This window comes from Allobosea sp. Root381 (assembly GCF_001429395.1).
GTDB lineage: Bacteria > Pseudomonadota > Alphaproteobacteria > Rhizobiales > Beijerinckiaceae > Allobosea.
The window spans coordinates 1-14,820 of the sequence record NZ_LMJT01000008.1 but is presented as its reverse complement, the minus strand read 5'-3'; the positions used below and the strand labels follow the sequence as shown (position 1 = coordinate 14,820).

Genomic DNA, 14,820 nt, shown 5'->3' with positions numbered 1-14,820 from the left:
ACCGGGATGATGGTTTCAAGTGTCTCGGCTAAGCCGGCCGTCATCGTGGTCATGGGCGTCGCAAGCTCCGGCAAGACCTCGCTCGGCGAGCGACTGGCTGCGCAGTTGGGCTGGCCCTTTCGCGATGCCGATTCCTTTCACCCGCCAGAGAACGTGGCCAAGATGGCGGGCGGGGCGCCGCTGAACGACGAGGACCGCAAGCCTTGGCTTGCGGCGATCGCCGCCTGGATCGACGACCTGCGGGCTTCGGGCGGCAACGGCATCGTCACCTGCTCGGCGCTGAAGCGCGCCTATCGCCGCGTCATCATCGGCGATAGGCCGGACGTGGCGCTGGTCTATCTCAAGGGCTCGCGCGAGCTGATCGGCCAACGCATGGCCCAGCGCCAGCATCATTTCATGCCGACGGCGCTGCTCGACAGCCAGTTCGCCGCGCTTGAGGAGCCGGGCGCGGACGAGCGGCCGCTCGTGGTGTCAGTCGAGGCGTCGAAGGATGCGATCGAGTCCGAGGTGCTGACGCGCCTCGGGCTCGCCTGAGGGCCTCAGTCGCGGCGTGGCTTGCCTGACCAGGGCCAGTCGATCACGGTGCCGGCATAGAGCGCCCACCAGATCAGCACCGGCTGAAAGGCCAGGCGTGGCCCGTGGTACCACCAAGAGGCGGGAAGCTGCGGGATCGCGATGCCATCGACGGCATGCTTGATGTTGGCCGGCAGGACGCAAAGCGCATAGAGCGCGAGGCCGATCCCGGCCGCCTTGCGCAGCCGCGGGACGAGAAGACCGATTGCGCCGAGAATCTCTGCAACGCCTGTCGCCAGAATCGTCAGGCGTGGCTCCGGCACCCAGCCCGGCACGATCGGCAGGAAGGCGTCGGGGGAGAGCAGATGCAGCGCGCCGGCGGCGAGATAGAATGCCGCCATCAGCCAGCGCATTGCGGCCCGGCCGTTCACGTCACCTCGAACCAGGTCCACAGCCCCCGGTCGAACCGCTCCAGCACGGTCGAAGAGACCAGCCAGCGCCCCGGATTCTCGGCGATGAAGGCGATGTGGAGCCGCTTGCCGTCGGGAACCTGCACCGTGTCCAGGAAATAGGCCTCCCAGCCATCGTCGAGCGGGTGCAGCAGGCGAAAGGCATGGCCATGCACATGGAGCGGCTGCACGAAGGCGGTCTTGTTCTCGATCGCCAGCACGACCGGCGTGCCGCGCTTGACGCTGAACAACGGTTTGCCGGCGGCATCGCCGACGCTGCCGTTGATGCGCCAGGGGCGGGCCGGATCGATGTTGGTCATGTCGAGCTTGTAGTCGGCCGAGACCTTCGCGCCGCCCTCGATCACGATCTGAGGGCGCTGGGCATCCTGCAGGCGCACCGCCGCGGGGAGCGTCGGGTTGGCCTTCAGCTCCATTGCGGCTGTTGACGGTTCTTTCGGCTTCCCCTCCGCCACGAGGCGGACGAGAGGCACGCCTGGGCCGACCAGAGCTGTGACGACAGCGGTGGCGCCGGCCTCGGCAGGCATGTCGACCAGCAGGTCGTAGCGCGTGCCGGGCGCGAAGGGCAGCTGCGCGCGCACCGGCTCGAAGGATTCGGTCGGCTGCCCGTCGACGGCGATGACCACGGCCTTGATGCCGTCGAAGCGCAGCCGCATGATCCGCGCATTGCAGGCATTGGCCAGCCGGAGCCTGACCCGCGCGCCCGGCGCGACCGGCACGCGCTGCGGCGGCGCGCCGCCATTGACCGTGATCCAGCTGCCGAGACGCCCGGCGCCTGCGCCGTCCAGGCTCGAATCGGCGAAGGGTTGGAGCGCATTGTCGTCGCCCAGCAGCCAGTCTGAGACCAGAACCGGCAGGTCGAGATCGACCGGCGGCGGGTCCGGTTCCTCGACGATCAGCAGGCCGGACAGCCCGCGCCCGGCCGGCTCGGAGGAACCGCCGATGACGAGGGGGCGGTACAGGATCGTGCCGGAATCGGCGGGGCGCAGCCGATATTCGAAGTTTTCGCCCGGAGCGATCGGGGCCTGGGCGAAGCCACCGACGCCATCCATTGACGCCTCGCCGCGCAAGCCCTGCCAGTGCAGCGCGAGCGGGCTTGCCGTCCTGTTCGCGACAGTCAGGTGCAGGCTCTCGCCCTGCCTGATTCGAAGGGCGGGGCCCGGCGTGGTGCCGTCGAAAGCCCAGATTTCGGTGTCCACGGCTGGTGCGGGCCGCAGCCGCGCCTTGGCGAGCCCTGCAGTCAACGTCCGCTCGACGGGCGTGGCCGTGCCGGCGCCCGTTGCAGCGGCGGTCTGGGCCGCGGCCCGCCCGGTAAAGCCCGGCAGCGCCGCGGCGCCAAGGCCGAGCAGGGCGGCGCGGCGGGTCGGGAGGGCAGGGTGCTCTGCTCGATCGCTCATGGCGACCGGCATAGCGACGGCGGCGGCCGATGGCGAGGGGGCGCGAGGTGGATGCGGCAGCGCTTCGAGCCGCGTCTTTTGCAGAACCGTCATTTTTTTGCTGCATGGCCCGCGCGAAATGCGTATAGCACCGGCGCCCAATGATGGCCGCGCTGCGTTTGCTCGCGCGCAGCGCTATCGGGCCGGCGGGCGTGGCGGAATTGGTAGACGCACTGGTTTTAGGTACCAGCGGCGAAAGTCGTGGGGGTTCGAGTCCCTCCGCCCGCACCATCGAATTGCTTTTCGCGAGCGCGGCGGCGGTCATCCGGCGTCGCGCTTTGGACATTGAAGTAACGAGCTGTTGGCGGATCGAAAACGATGAACGTGACCGAAACCCTCTCGCAGGGCCTCAAGCGCGAATTTCAGGTGGTGCTGAACGCCGCCGACCTCAAAACCCGGCTTGATGATGGTCTCCAGGGCCTTCAGGGCAAGGCCAAGATCAACGGCTTCCGCCCGGGCAAGGTGCCGGTCGGCCATCTGCGCCGGCTCTACGGCCGCTCGGTCATGGCCGATGTCGTGCAGAACGCGGTCAACGAGGCGAACCAGAAGATCGTCACCGATAACGGCCTGAAGCTCGCCTTCGAGCCGCAGATCCGCTTCCCCGAGAACAAGGACGAGATCGAGGCCGCGATGGAGGCCAAGGGCGATCTCGCCTTCACCGTCGCGCTCGAGGTGCTGCCCAAGATCGAGCTCGCCGACCTGTCGGACGTGGCGCTTGTGAAGCCGGTCGCCGAGGTTCCTGACGCCGATGTCGATGCCGCGCTCGATCGCATGGCCGGCTCCAACCGCAGCTTCTCCAACAAGGGCGAGAAGGCCAAGGCCGACAAGGGCGACCGCCTGCTGATCTCGTTCGTCGGCACGCTAGAGGGCAAGCCCTTCGACGGCGGCACGGGCGAGGGCATCCCGCTTGATCTCGGCGCCGGCCAGTTCATCCCGGGCTTCGAGGAGCAGCTCGAGGGCGCCAAGGCGGGCGAGACCCGCACCGTCAAGGTCACTTTCCCGGAGAACTACGCCGCCGAGCAACTCGCCGGCAAGCCGGCCGAGTTCGAAGTCACGGTCACCGAGGTTCAGGCCCCGGAAGCCGTCAAGATCGACGACGAACTCGCCAAGTCCTTCGGCCTTGAGTCGCTCGACGCGCTGAAGACCGCGGTCCGCGAGCAGATCGGCCGTGACTTCGCCCAGCACTCGCGCCGCAAGCTCAAGAAAGCCCTGCTCGACGCGCTCGACGGCAAGTACACCTTCGAGCTGCCGCCGACGCTGGTCGAGCAGGAGTTCGCCAGTGTCTGGAGCCAGGTCGAGGCGGACATGAAGGAAGCCAAGAAGTCCTTCGAGGATGAGAACACGACCGAGGAGGCAGCTAAGGCGGACTACCGCAAAATTGCCGAGCGTCGCGTGCGCCTCGGCCTCGTGCTGGCCGAAATCGGCGAGCAGGCCAAGGTCCAGATCTCGGATGAGGAGGTCACACAGGCGCTGATCGAGCGCGCCCGCCAGTTCCCGGGCCAGGAGAAGCAGGTCTGGGAGTTCTACCGCAAGAACCCTCAGGCTCTCGCCGAGATCCGCGCCCCGATCTTCGAGGAGAAGGTCGTCGATCATCTGCTCGGCCAGGTGAAGGTCGAGGATCAGACCGTGTCCCGCGAGGCGCTCTACGCTGACGAGGATGCGGAAGAGACCGCCGAGGCGAAGCCGAAGAAGGCTGCCGCCAAGAAGGCGAAGAAGGCTGACAAGGCGGAAGAGGCTGCGGCTGACGACGCCTCCGCCTGAGCGGAGCGGAAACCTTAATCCCTAAGATTCGCGCCGCCGGGCCCCGTGCCGGGCGGCGTTTCCCTTTTCAGTCGCATTTGCCGTGCTTATGTGGGTGTCTCCTCAAGACAGCCACGATTCGCCGGCTCCAATCCGGCTTCTGCCACTCAAGGATATGTCCATGCTGCGCGATCCGATCGAGACCTACAACAATCTCGTCCCGATGGTGGTCGAGCAGTCGAGCCGCGGCGAACGCGCCTTCGACATCTATTCGCGCCTGTTGCGCGAGCGCATCATCTTTCTGACCGGGCCGGTCGAGGACTATTCCGCGTCGCTGATCGTGGCGCAGCTGCTGTTCCTCGAAGCCGAGAATCCCAAGAAGGAAATCTCCTTCTACATCAACTCGCCCGGCGGCGTGGTGACGTCGGGCCTCTCGATCTACGACACGATGCAGTTCATCCGCTGCCCGGTCACGACCTTGTGCGTCGGACAGGCGGCGTCGATGGGTTCGCTGCTGCTGACCGCCGGCGCCAAGGACATGCGCTTCGCGCTGCCGAACGCCCGCATCATGGTGCACCAGCCCTCCGGCGGCTATCAGGGCCAGGTCACCGACATCCTGATCCACGCCAAGGAGGTAGAGAGCCTGAAGCGCCGGCTGAACGAGATCTACGTCAACCACACCGGTCGTTCCTACGCCGAGATCGAGGCTGCGCTGGAGCGCGACAATTTCATGACTGCCGACGCGGCGCGCGAGTTCGGCCTGATCGACAAGGTCATCGACAAGCGTGCGGACGAGGCGGCCTGAGCCCCTGCGACGTGCTGGCGCGCCGCCTATGGGTTGGCGGCGCGCCGGTTCGTGTACATATTGCATGTGACCCGGCCTCATGATTGCATGGGGGCGAGGGTGGGCTCAGGGATCGATCCCAGGTGCCCCGGCATGATCCGGTTGTGGATCACGCTCGATCCAGGACGTGCCGGAACGGGGCGTTAACCTGATGATCGTGAACTGGGCACCTATTATGATGAAGAGACGACGGTTGCATCCGCCTCGGCTGGTGTGGTCTCCGGCTCCTAGAATGGAGATGGACGATGAGTAAGGTCAGCGGCGGCGATTCGAAGAGCACGCTCTACTGCTCCTTCTGCGGCAAGAGCCAGCATGAGGTTCGCAAGCTCATTGCGGGCCCGACCGTGTTCATCTGCGACGAGTGCGTCGAGCTCTGCATGGACATCATCCGCGAGGAATCGAAGTCCGCGCTGGTGAAGTCGAAGGACGGGGTGCCGACGCCGAAGGAGATCCGCAAGGTCCTCGACGACTACGTCATCGGCCAGGAGCATGCGAAGAAGGTCCTCTCCGTCGCGGTCCACAACCATTACAAGCGGCTCTCGCACGCGACGAAGCACAACGACGTCGAACTGGCGAAGTCGAACATCCTGCTGATCGGGCCGACGGGCTCGGGCAAGACGCTGCTCGCGCAGACGCTCGCCCGCATCCTCGACGTGCCCTTCACGATGGCGGATGCGACGACGCTGACCGAAGCCGGCTATGTCGGCGAGGACGTCGAGAACATCATCCTCAAGCTGCTCCAGGCCTCCGACTACAATGTCGAGCGGGCGCAGCGCGGTATCGTCTATATCGACGAGATCGACAAGATCAGCCGCAAGTCCGACAATCCCTCGATCACGCGGGATGTCTCGGGCGAGGGCGTCCAGCAGGCTCTGCTGAAGATCATGGAAGGCACCGTCGCCTCCGTGCCGCCGCAGGGCGGGCGCAAGCATCCGCAGCAGGAATTCCTGCAGGTCGATACCACCAACATCCTCTTCATCTGCGGCGGAGCCTTCGCCGGCCTGGACAAGATCATATCGAGCCGCGGCAAGGGCACGTCGATCGGCTTCGGCGCGACCGTCAAGGCGCCCGATGACCGCCGCACCGGCGCGATCTTCCGCGAGGTCGAGCCCGAGGATCTGCTGAAGTTCGGCCTGATCCCGGAATTCGTCGGCCGCCTGCCGGTGCTGGCGACGCTGGAGGATCTCGACGAGGCGGCGCTGAAGACCATCCTGACCGAGCCGAAGAACGCGCTGGTCAAGCAGTATCAGCGCCTGTTCGAGATGGAGGACACCGAGCTCACCTTTACCGACGAGGCGGTTGCGCTGATCGCGCGCAAGGCCATCGAGCGCAAGACTGGCGCGCGCGGCCTGCGCTCGATCATGGAGGGCATCCTGCTCGAGACCATGTACGAGCTGCCCGGCCTCGAGGGCGTCGAGCAGGTGGTGATCGGTCCGGAGGCTGTCGAGTCCAAGGCCCGCCCGCTCTTCATCTATTCGGAGCGCGAGGACGAGGCGAAATCCGCCTCGGCGTGAGGCGGTTTTGAAGATGTCGGCAGCGCCTCAGTCCGGGCGGTGCCGATGCTCACAAGACATGGGTGTCGAATCCAGAAACGCGCGCCCTTCGGCGCGCGTTTTCGTATGCCGATCCTGCCCTTTGCTTGCCGCTTTTTCGTGGTGTCTTGGCGAAGGTGCGCTCCCAAGCTCGCCCGGCGGATGAAGAACTGAGCTGATCTCCGCCAATGAATTCTGCTGCGCTGCAAACTTCCGGTGGCCAGCGGCACTGCATCGCTTGAAAGCCGGCGAGGAAATCGCCACGTTAGCTTTACTCGCGAGAGTCGCATGCCTGTCGAGGGTGCGATGCGCGGGGGCGGACGGGGTGAATGGTCGCTCTGCCCGCTTACGTCCGACGCTTACGCCCATCTTGGGGTGACGCCGGGCGCAACCACAAAGGAAAAGTCATGACTGGCTCGGCGCCCCGCGCTCCTTTCGTTTCCGGTGAGACCGGTACCTATCCGGTCCTGCCTCTGCGCGACATCGTCGTTTTCCCCCACATGATCGTGCCGCTGTTCGTCGGCCGCGAGAAGTCGATCCGCGCCCTCGAAGAGGTCGTCAAGACCGATGGGCTGATCCTGCTCGCGACGCAGAAGAACGCCGGGGACGATGATCCGCAGACCAAGGACATTTATGAGATTGGCACGCTGGCCCGCGTGCTTCAGCTGCTGAAGCTGCCCGATTCGACGGTGAAGGTGCTGGTCGAGGGAGTCGGCCGCGCCAAGGCCACGACCTATATTGCCGACGACGCCTTCTACCAGGCGGAGGCCTCGGGCCTTGCCGAGGAAGACGGCAAGAAGGTCGAGGTCGAGGCGCTCGGACGCTCGGTCGTCAGCGAGTTCGAGAGCTATGTGAAGCTCAACAAGAAGATCTCGCCGGAGATCGTCGCCGCGGTCTCGCAGATCGAGGAGCCCTCCAAGCTCGCCGACACGGTGGCCTCGCATCTCGCCGTCAAGATCGCGGATCGCCAGTCCGTGCTCGAGATCACGCATGTCGCGCACCGGTTGGAGAAGGTGCTCTCGCTGATGGAAAGCGAGATGTCCGTGCTCCAGGTCGAGAAGCGCATCCGCTCGCGCGTCAAGCGCCAGATGGAGAAGACCCAGCGCGAGTACTATCTCAACGAGCAGATGAAGGCGATCCAGAAGGAGCTCGGCGACGGCGAGGAAGGCCGCGACGAGCTGGCCGAGCTGGAGGAGCGCATCGCCCGCACCAAGCTCTCCAAGGAGGCCCGTGACAAGGCCGTCGCGGAGATGAAGAAGCTGCGCCAGATGTCGCCGATGTCGGCGGAGGCGACGGTCGTGCGCAACTACCTCGACTGGATGCTCGGCATCCCGTGGGGCAAGAAGTCGAAGATCAAGAAGGATCTGGCTGCCGCGCAGGCGGTGCTGGACGACGATCACTTCGGCCTGGACAAGGTCAAGGATCGCATCGTCGAGTATCTGGCTGTGCAGCAGCGTACCAACCGGCTCGCCGGCCCGATCCTGTGCCTCGTCGGCCCTCCGGGCGTCGGCAAGACCTCGCTCGGCAAGTCGATCGCCAAGGCGACCGGCCGTGAGTTCGTGCGCATGTCGCTCGGCGGCGTGCGTGACGAGGCCGAGATCCGCGGTCACCGCCGCACCTATATCGGCTCGATGCCCGGCAAGATCATCCAGTCGATGAAGAAGGCCAAGACCGCCAACCCGCTCATCCTGCTCGACGAGATCGACAAGATGGGCCAGGACTTCCGCGGTGATCCCTCGGCGGCCCTGCTCGAGGTTCTGGATCCAGAGCAGAACGGCACCTTCAACGACCATTACCTCGAGGTCGACTACGATCTCTCGAACGTCATGTTCGTGACGACGGCGAACACGCTGAACATTCCGCCGGCCCTGCTGGACCGGATGGAGGTGATCCGCATCGCCGGCTACACCGAGGATGAGAAGACCGAGATCGCAAGGCGTCACCTGATCCCGAATGCGATCAAGAAGCACGGCCTCGAATCCAAGGAATGGGCGATCGGCGACGATACGCTGCAGACGCTGGTCCGCCGCTACACGCGGGAGGCGGGCGTCCGCAATCTCGAGCGCGAGCTCTCCAACACCGTCCGCAAGGCGGTGAAGGACATCGTGTTGACCAAGAAGAAGAAGGTCCTCGTCACCGACGATCTGCTCGAGGAGTATCTCGGCCCGCCGCGCTATCGCTACGGCATGGCCGAGACCGAGGATCAGGTCGGTGTCGTCACCGGGCTGGCCTGGACCGAGGTCGGCGGCGAGCTGCTGACGATCGAAGGCGTGATGATGCCCGGCAAGGGCAGGATGACCGTCACCGGCAATCTGAAGGACGTGATGAAGGAATCGATCTCGGCGGCGGCATCCTATGTCCGCTCGCGGGCCGTCGATTACGGCATCGAGCCGCCCTTGTTCGATCGGCGCGACATCCACGTCCACGTTCCCGAGGGGGCGACCCCGAAGGACGGCCCCTCCGCCGGCATTGCGATGGCGACCTCGATCGTCTCGGTCCTGACCGGCATCCCGACCAACCGGGACGTCGCCATGACCGGCGAGGTCACGCTGCGGGGCAGGGTGCTGCCGATCGGCGGGCTGAAGGAGAAGCTCCTGGCAGCGCTGCGGGGCGGCATCAAGAAGGTGCTGATCCCGGAGGAGAACGCCAAGGATCTGGTCGATCTGCCGAAGTCCGTGAAGGAGGGGATGGAGATCGTTCCCGTCTCGCGGATGGAGCAGGTGCTCGAGCATGCCCTGACGCGCCAGCCGGTTCCGATCGTCTGGGAGGAGGATCTCAAGGCGATCCCTGCCAAGGGAACCGAAGAGGATGCCTCGGGCCTCGTCGCCCACTGAGCGGCCTCGAGAGGCCTGGATAGCAAGAACGGCAGACCGCCGGCGCTTCTCGCCGGCGGTTTTCTGTTGTGGAAGCAGGCGATATCGGGAGAGGGGCGTGCTTGCCCGCTTGATGAGGCGGCCCGCAGGCCTTAAACCCACGCGGCAGGGGCGGTTAGCTCAGTTGGTAGAGCGTCTCCTTTACACGGAGAGGGTCGGCGGTTCGAGCCCGTCACCGCCCACCACCACTGGCCCGGTGATGCGCTGTCCGGGCAGAGTGCCTTCCAAGACCCGATCCATGTGCCGGCTTCCAAGCCGCTTCGGCTGCGAATTCGGTTCGCACTGTCAGCAGCTTATGCGCGACCGGGGCGTCGACTGGTAATTTCGCCATGATCCCGCGCAGGCTGCGTCGCATGGCTCAGCGATCTCACCCTGCCCGTTTCGCTATTCGCGCTGCGATCGCGGTGGCGCTGTCGGCGATTGCCGGAGCGATGTCGGTGACGGCGCAGACGCTGCTGCCCGATTCCTTCTTTGTCGATCGCCCGGCCTTCTCGCAACCCGAGCAGCCGGGCCGGCCGGCGAGTTGCGAGGATATCGCGGCGCAGCTACCGGATTCGGTCCCCGAAGATTCGCGTGTCGACATGGCCATCGCCGGCAGCGTGACCTTGATTCGGACGGATGGCGCGCTCTGGTATGTCGGAATCTGTTCTGATCCGGGCGTCCGGGTGCTCTGCGTGACCTACAGTGCGAATGAGTTGAAGCAGGGCGACAAGGTCGTGCTCAGGGGCGGATATAACCGCCAGGACCGCCGTCATGTGCTGTTGGACCCCTGTCTGGCATCACCGGAATAAGGTCGCGCGGCCGCTCGGCTCTGCGGTCGCGGAGAGATATTTTCCCACCGACTCGCTTTGTTCGATACTCGCGCTTGACACTTCCGGCCGGGGGCCATAATCCACACCTCGCTGACGGCCACCGCGCCTCAGCCGCCCTGCGCGGGCGTAGCTCAGTTGGTTAGAGTGCCGGCCTGTCACGCCGGAGGTCGCGGGTTCGAGCCCCGTCGCCCGCGCCATATAAATCAATGACATAGATGTCATTCTCGGTATCCCGCCACAAATGGTTGGCCGGCCCGTTACAATTTCTGACCGGGCTTGTTCTGCCTGAGCTTCGGTCGGCCCTCTCGTCGGATCGCATCCATCTCGCGCACCGTGACTGGGGACCGGGTTGCAGGTCTTCTGGAGTCGGGTCGATGCGGCGAGCGTATTGGCCATCTTGGTCGACACCGCCTGAACATCGGCACCGCCTGCAGTAGCCTCGACCGTGCCCGACCGGCGCATGTCCGAAAGCTTCCGGGTCCTCAACCAATCCGAACTCCGCGGCCCGGATCGTCTGGAAGTCTTCGGCGAGCTTGTTCTCGGAGTAGGGCGCCGGCTTCTGCGGCTTGCCGCCCTTCTTCGTCGTGCCAGAGCCGCGTGTCCGGAAGATCGGCGCGTTCGGCAAGAGGTCGAAGCCGAGGCTGGCGATGTAGGAATCGAGCGTCCATGCCGCGCTTGCCCAGCGAAGCCGCTGCCGCCCGGCCTGTCTTGGGGCGTGCGAGCGAGAAGATGGCGCCCTGGACGTCGTCGGCGCTCTGACCGATCGTAAGGGAGCGCAGATCGATCGGCGAGAGCTGGCTGTCCCAAGCGGTCGCCATGCAGGCCGACAGGCCCTTAGCCGATGCGCCAGGCCCGCTTGCAAAGCCGGACAACCTCGCCCTTGGACGATCGCTTGTCGTGCATCGGGCGCGGCGCCCGGCGTCGTCACATGGGACGCTCACAGCCTTCAGAATGGCGATCAGGTGGTGCTCACCACCTCGGGCGCGCTACCGACCGGCCTGACCGCCGGGATGACCTATTACCTAATCAACCAGGCGACGAACACCTTCCAGCTCGCGACGACGCCCGGCGGCTCGGCCGTGACCACGACCGGCATGCAGAGCGGCACCCACACCGCCACTCGCCGCAGTTCGGCGGCTCGATTGCTGTCTATGTCCAATCGAAGGGCTACAATCGGTCGTTCGTGTTCTATCGCACGGACGCGATGCTCTATGGCGCTCTCGCGATGCTGGCCTACGCCTCGACCGGCGATCTGGACCGCGGCAACCTGCGGGCCGCGCAGCGCGGCGATATCAACAGCGGCAACGCCTACACCCTCACGTTCAAGAAGCTGGCCGGGATCACCGCATTCAACAAGAATTCGGCGGTCGTCCAGGCGATCACTGGCTTCGTTCCTGGCCTTGGCCTGAACCCGGCGCAGGGCCACTACAAGAACTGCTGCGTGAACGTCGGCGACCTCGACATGGTCGTCGAGGCCTCGGTCGGCTCGGGGGCATTCATCGACGAGATCCACGTCGGTGACTGGATCGTGGCGCAGACGCAGGAGTCCATGCTCTCCGCGCTCGCGAACAATCCCCGCATTCCCTACACGAACCCGGGCGCCGGCATCCTGACGAACGCTGTCGATACCTTCATGCAGCGCGGCGTCGCGGCGGGTGTCGTTGCGACTGACCTGCCGGCCGACGGCGAGGAGTTCGTCTCCGAGTATCAAATCAGGGTCGACCTCGTGGAGAACATCCCCGCCTCGCAGCGGTGCAACCGCATCGCTCCCGATATCCGGGTCGATTTCCGATATGCAGGCGCGTTCCACTACGGCTCCGCCTCCATCATCATGCGCTTCTAAGGAGGCGCGGCTATGACCGTGAGTTGCGCCCCGCTGACCCTCTACGGCTTCCTGAACGTCGCCCTGACGATCGATGGCCGCCAGGTCATCGGATGGTCGGAAGGCGATGACGCCGTCCTCGTGGAGCGCTCGACCGATCTCGGTTCGGCACTCACCGGCGCCGACAGAGCTTCGGTCGTCTCGATCACTGCGGACCAGACCACGGCCATCACGATCAAGCTTTAGCCGAACTCGGCAATGAACCAGCACCTTCAGCAGAAGGTGAAACGGATGCGGATGGGCAGCCAGGGCCCGATTTCGATCGTGCTGCGCGACACCTAGACGGGTGAGGGCGGCGGCTGCTCGTCGACCGTGGTGATCCGCGAGCCTTCGAAGTCCTGGGGCGCTGACGGCCTTCTCCGTCAACCAGGCGACGGGAAACGACAACAACGTCGGGTCGATCGCAAACCCGATCGCTTCGATTATCGAAGATCTGCGACCAACGCCGATCGGAAGCGTCTGCTATGTCGGCCTACTCGCCGACTACCGCCACGACCGGATTACGCGCTTGAACGGTCGCCGTCTCAATATAACTGGCTTCAACACTGCTAGGACCGTGATCACCCCTCGGACGATCTCATTCCAGCCTAACCCGATCGCCGCCAACCTGCAGGCGCCAGATTTTCGCGATACAGGAATCTATCCCAATAACACCGGTTGTTTCGTTTCTGGATCGGGGAATAGTTGGCAATGCTGGATTTAGCGCGCCGAAGTCACGGTAGCGGAACCACGACCCGATGATCGTTCCAGTCCCGGTTGCCGCTGTCGGCAGGCACCATATCCGCTCGGCCCGCCTCTGCGCGATAGATCCCGAATGCTACCCCCTTTGCCGCTGTCCCTGTCGGGACCTTCATCGAAAGAGCATCGAACCGTAACGGCGCTTCAATTGTGTAGCTGTTGTTGTCCGTCAGCGGAATGCTCGTGTTCAATACGATCGTTCCCTGGAGGTCGACTAGGTGGGCAAAGAAGAACCAGTTGCCTAGTGGAGCAACCTTATTCTTGTCCCACCACAATTCGATATTGACATTGTTCCCCTCACGCTTGAGCGAGAGTGCAGCGATTCTAAATAATCCGCCAAACCTGATGCCGGATGCAGCGGTTCCCTGCACAGTAGATTGCTTGGACACCTCGTCCTCGCTCCACCAAAGCTGCGGGTTTGCAGCCGTAAACGTCGCGCCCCAATGTCGACTGCGCTTCAATGCGTCAAGCGCGGCTCCCAGCCGATCCCGATCGACTACCCGTAGCGCGCGAATATGGTCGGTCTCGCCGAAGACTTGAACGCCAGCCGTTTCATCGAGCTGCGAGAACCAGGCTTCGAAGAAGGTCTGCTCAGCCGAGTAGCCCTCGACGGAGGATACGCTAAGGCGCCGCGAACGTTCACGCTGATCCCGAACGGGCGGAAATAGGATAAAATCAGCACCGGTAATCTCTGATATCCTGAATGTACTTGATCGCTGCCAGTCGATCGGGCCGCTCGTTGTGATATTGGGGAGTTTCGGGTGAGAGCGGTGCTCGAAATCCCAGAGACCGTCTATCTCTGCCCGTTCACCGAAGCCGGCGAAATAAACGGAGTGGGGCTTCCCGCTCGATCCGTGCTGTCTTACCGTTGCGAGCATCCGACGCCCTAGCAACAGCTCTGGACTAACAGTGCCGCGCACCCCGAGATTGACGCCGGATAACCGTTGCCACTCCGGTGGTGGGTTCGACTGAGCCAAAAGGATCGTAAGATTTAGGGGAAGTATGAGCAGAATGGCTCGTGCGATGTTCTGCTTCTTGAACGACGCAGCATTGAGATAACCAAAAACCACCGGAATAATACAGACCATCGTCATCAGGGCGAACGGGTAGAAATAGCGTATCTGCGAGCCGCCCATCTTGATGGCAAAGAACCACAACCCGGCAGCCATATGCATGGCAACCGCGAGTAGACAGGCGACAATCAATGCCCGCTCCGTGCGTGCCGACTCTCCGGTCGCTGTCCGCAGCCAATGCACCCCGGCTATAATGGAGGCAGCGAGCGCGAGGATTGAGCCGAAACCCAAGCTCGTCTGGACCATCCGGGCCGTGGATATCGAGAGATCCGCTACCCAATCTTCCGCCAAGACCGTGAGCGCGCGATCTGCGTATGCAAAGTTCTCAATCGAGAAATAGCTTGAGCGGAAACCAGCCAGGACTATAGGCCCGCATACCAGGGCGAAGGCGATCGCTCCGGTGCATAAGGTTCGCCAATCGGCGAGCGGACCACGCGATCTCGGTCGTGCCGCCCAACCCGTCGCAATCGCGAATATGAACCACGTTCCGATCACCGCCGCCATGACGAGCAGGCCGGCCGGCTTGGTCAGGAAGGCGAGTCCAGCCAAAAGCGCGGACAGCACTGTCCAGCCCCATGACGGCCTCGTCGCACCCAGGATTGCCGTCGCGCATGCCAGCGCAGAGATACCGGCCAGGAAGCTGTCTGTCAGACCCCAATAGTTTGGCGCGTCGTCGGAAAACTCAAAATGATAGAACATCGGCAATGCGGCTGCATAAAGCGCTACGCACGCGACGTTCGATGAATGAGTTTTCCGCGGCATCAACGCGATGACAAGCACGGCGGCTGCAGTTGGCCTGCCCCCTGAAAAGTGGCCCTCCCTGAAGTAGGCTTTTTGAGCCTTTGGAGGATGCCCGCGATGCCGCAGAAGAAGCACAAGCCTGAAGAGATCGTCGCGAAGCTGCGGCAGG

At 64.2% G+C, this 14,820-nt stretch carries 11 protein-coding genes and 3 tRNA genes; 11 read left to right on the top strand and 3 right to left on the bottom strand.

All coding sequences use genetic code 11. The features are described from left to right. The first annotated feature begins 6 nt into the window (after positions 1-6). Positions 7-534, top strand: a complete 528-nt coding sequence (locus ASE63_RS08865) for a gluconokinase (protein WP_056799772.1) — start codon at positions 7-9, stop codon at positions 532-534. Between the two features lie 5 nt (positions 535-539). Here ASE63_RS08865 and ASE63_RS08860 read toward each other — a convergent pair whose 3' ends face one another. Continuing rightward, positions 540-914 carry a DoxX family protein gene (locus ASE63_RS08860; RefSeq protein ID WP_244491347.1) on the bottom strand — a complete coding sequence of 125 codons (375 nt, stop codon included), beginning with the start codon at positions 912-914 and terminating at the stop codon, positions 540-542. Between the two features lie 26 nt (positions 915-940). After that, positions 941-2,377, bottom strand: a complete 1,437-nt coding sequence (locus ASE63_RS08855; RefSeq protein ID WP_056800092.1) for a multicopper oxidase family protein — start codon at positions 2,375-2,377, stop codon at positions 941-943. Between the two features lie 185 nt (positions 2,378-2,562). Here ASE63_RS08855 and ASE63_RS08850 point away from each other — a divergent pair. The 10 genes from ASE63_RS08850 to ASE63_RS08805 all read left to right on the top strand — a co-directional run bounded on the left by ASE63_RS08850 (position 2,563) and on the right by ASE63_RS08805 (position 12,285). After that, a tRNA-Leu gene (locus tag ASE63_RS08850) sits at positions 2,563-2,647 on the top strand. 87 nt (positions 2,648-2,734) lie between these two features. Then, positions 2,735-4,177, top strand: coding sequence for a trigger factor (gene tig / locus ASE63_RS08845; RefSeq protein WP_056799765.1), 1,443 nt, complete (start codon positions 2,735-2,737; stop codon positions 4,175-4,177). Positions 4,178-4,340: 163 nt separating this feature from the next. Next, positions 4,341-4,961, top strand: a complete 621-nt coding sequence (locus ASE63_RS08840; protein ID WP_056800089.1) for an ATP-dependent Clp protease proteolytic subunit — start codon at positions 4,341-4,343, stop codon at positions 4,959-4,961. A 284-nt stretch (positions 4,962-5,245) separates the two neighbouring features. Beyond that, the gene (gene clpX / locus ASE63_RS08835; protein WP_056799762.1) at positions 5,246-6,514 is read left to right on the top strand and encodes an ATP-dependent Clp protease ATP-binding subunit ClpX; all 1,269 of its coding nucleotides are present in this window, start codon (positions 5,246-5,248) and stop codon (positions 6,512-6,514) included. A 425-nt stretch (positions 6,515-6,939) separates the two neighbouring features. After that, positions 6,940-9,366: an endopeptidase La gene (gene lon / locus ASE63_RS08830; protein WP_056799758.1), complete on the top strand. Its 2,427-nt coding sequence runs from the start codon at positions 6,940-6,942 to the stop codon at positions 9,364-9,366. Between the two features lie 148 nt (positions 9,367-9,514). Continuing rightward, a tRNA-Val gene (locus ASE63_RS08825) sits at positions 9,515-9,590 on the top strand. Positions 9,591-9,809: 219 nt separating this feature from the next. Then, complete coding sequence (locus ASE63_RS08820; protein ID WP_056799755.1) at positions 9,810-10,196, top strand: hypothetical protein; 387 nt, start codon at positions 9,810-9,812, stop codon at positions 10,194-10,196. A gap of 141 nt (positions 10,197-10,337) precedes the next feature. Beyond that, positions 10,338-10,414, top strand: a tRNA-Asp gene (locus tag ASE63_RS08815). 683 nt (positions 10,415-11,097) lie between these two features. Next, positions 11,098-12,060, top strand: a complete 963-nt coding sequence (locus tag ASE63_RS08810; protein WP_210169311.1) for a DUF3383 family protein — start codon at positions 11,098-11,100, stop codon at positions 12,058-12,060. A 12-nt stretch (positions 12,061-12,072) separates the two neighbouring features. Then, entirely contained in the window at positions 12,073-12,285 is a 213-nt protein-coding gene (locus ASE63_RS08805) for a hypothetical protein (RefSeq protein ID WP_056799750.1), read from the top strand. 527 nt (positions 12,286-12,812) lie between these two features. On the opposite strand, the gene ASE63_RS27710 is transcribed toward ASE63_RS08805, so the two are convergent. Next, the coding region (locus tag ASE63_RS27710; RefSeq protein ID WP_162261738.1) for a glycosyltransferase family 39 protein at positions 12,813-14,820 on the bottom strand (2,008 nt) is incomplete at its 5' end.

Bases quoted from the DNA above. Each gene is read 5' to 3' on its own strand.
- ASE63_RS08805 (WP_056799750.1), top strand. From the start codon at position 12,073: ATGACCGTGAGTTGCGCCCCGCTGACCCTCTACGGCTTCCTGAACGTC.
- tig (WP_056799765.1), top strand. From the start codon at position 2,735: ATGAACGTGACCGAAACCCTCTCGCAGGGCCTCAAGCGCGAATTTCAG.
- lon (WP_056799758.1), top strand. From the start codon at position 6,940: ATGACTGGCTCGGCGCCCCGCGCTCCTTTCGTTTCCGGTGAGACCGGT.
- ASE63_RS08865 (WP_056799772.1), top strand. From the start codon at position 7: ATGATGGTTTCAAGTGTCTCGGCTAAGCCGGCCGTCATCGTGGTCATG.
- ASE63_RS08855 (WP_056800092.1), bottom strand. From the start codon at position 2,377: ATGAGCGATCGAGCAGAGCACCCTGCCCTCCCGACCCGCCGCGCCGCC.
- ASE63_RS08860 (WP_244491347.1), bottom strand. From the start codon at position 914: ATGGCGGCATTCTATCTCGCCGCCGGCGCGCTGCATCTGCTCTCCCCC.
- clpX (WP_056799762.1), top strand. From the start codon at position 5,246: ATGAGTAAGGTCAGCGGCGGCGATTCGAAGAGCACGCTCTACTGCTCC.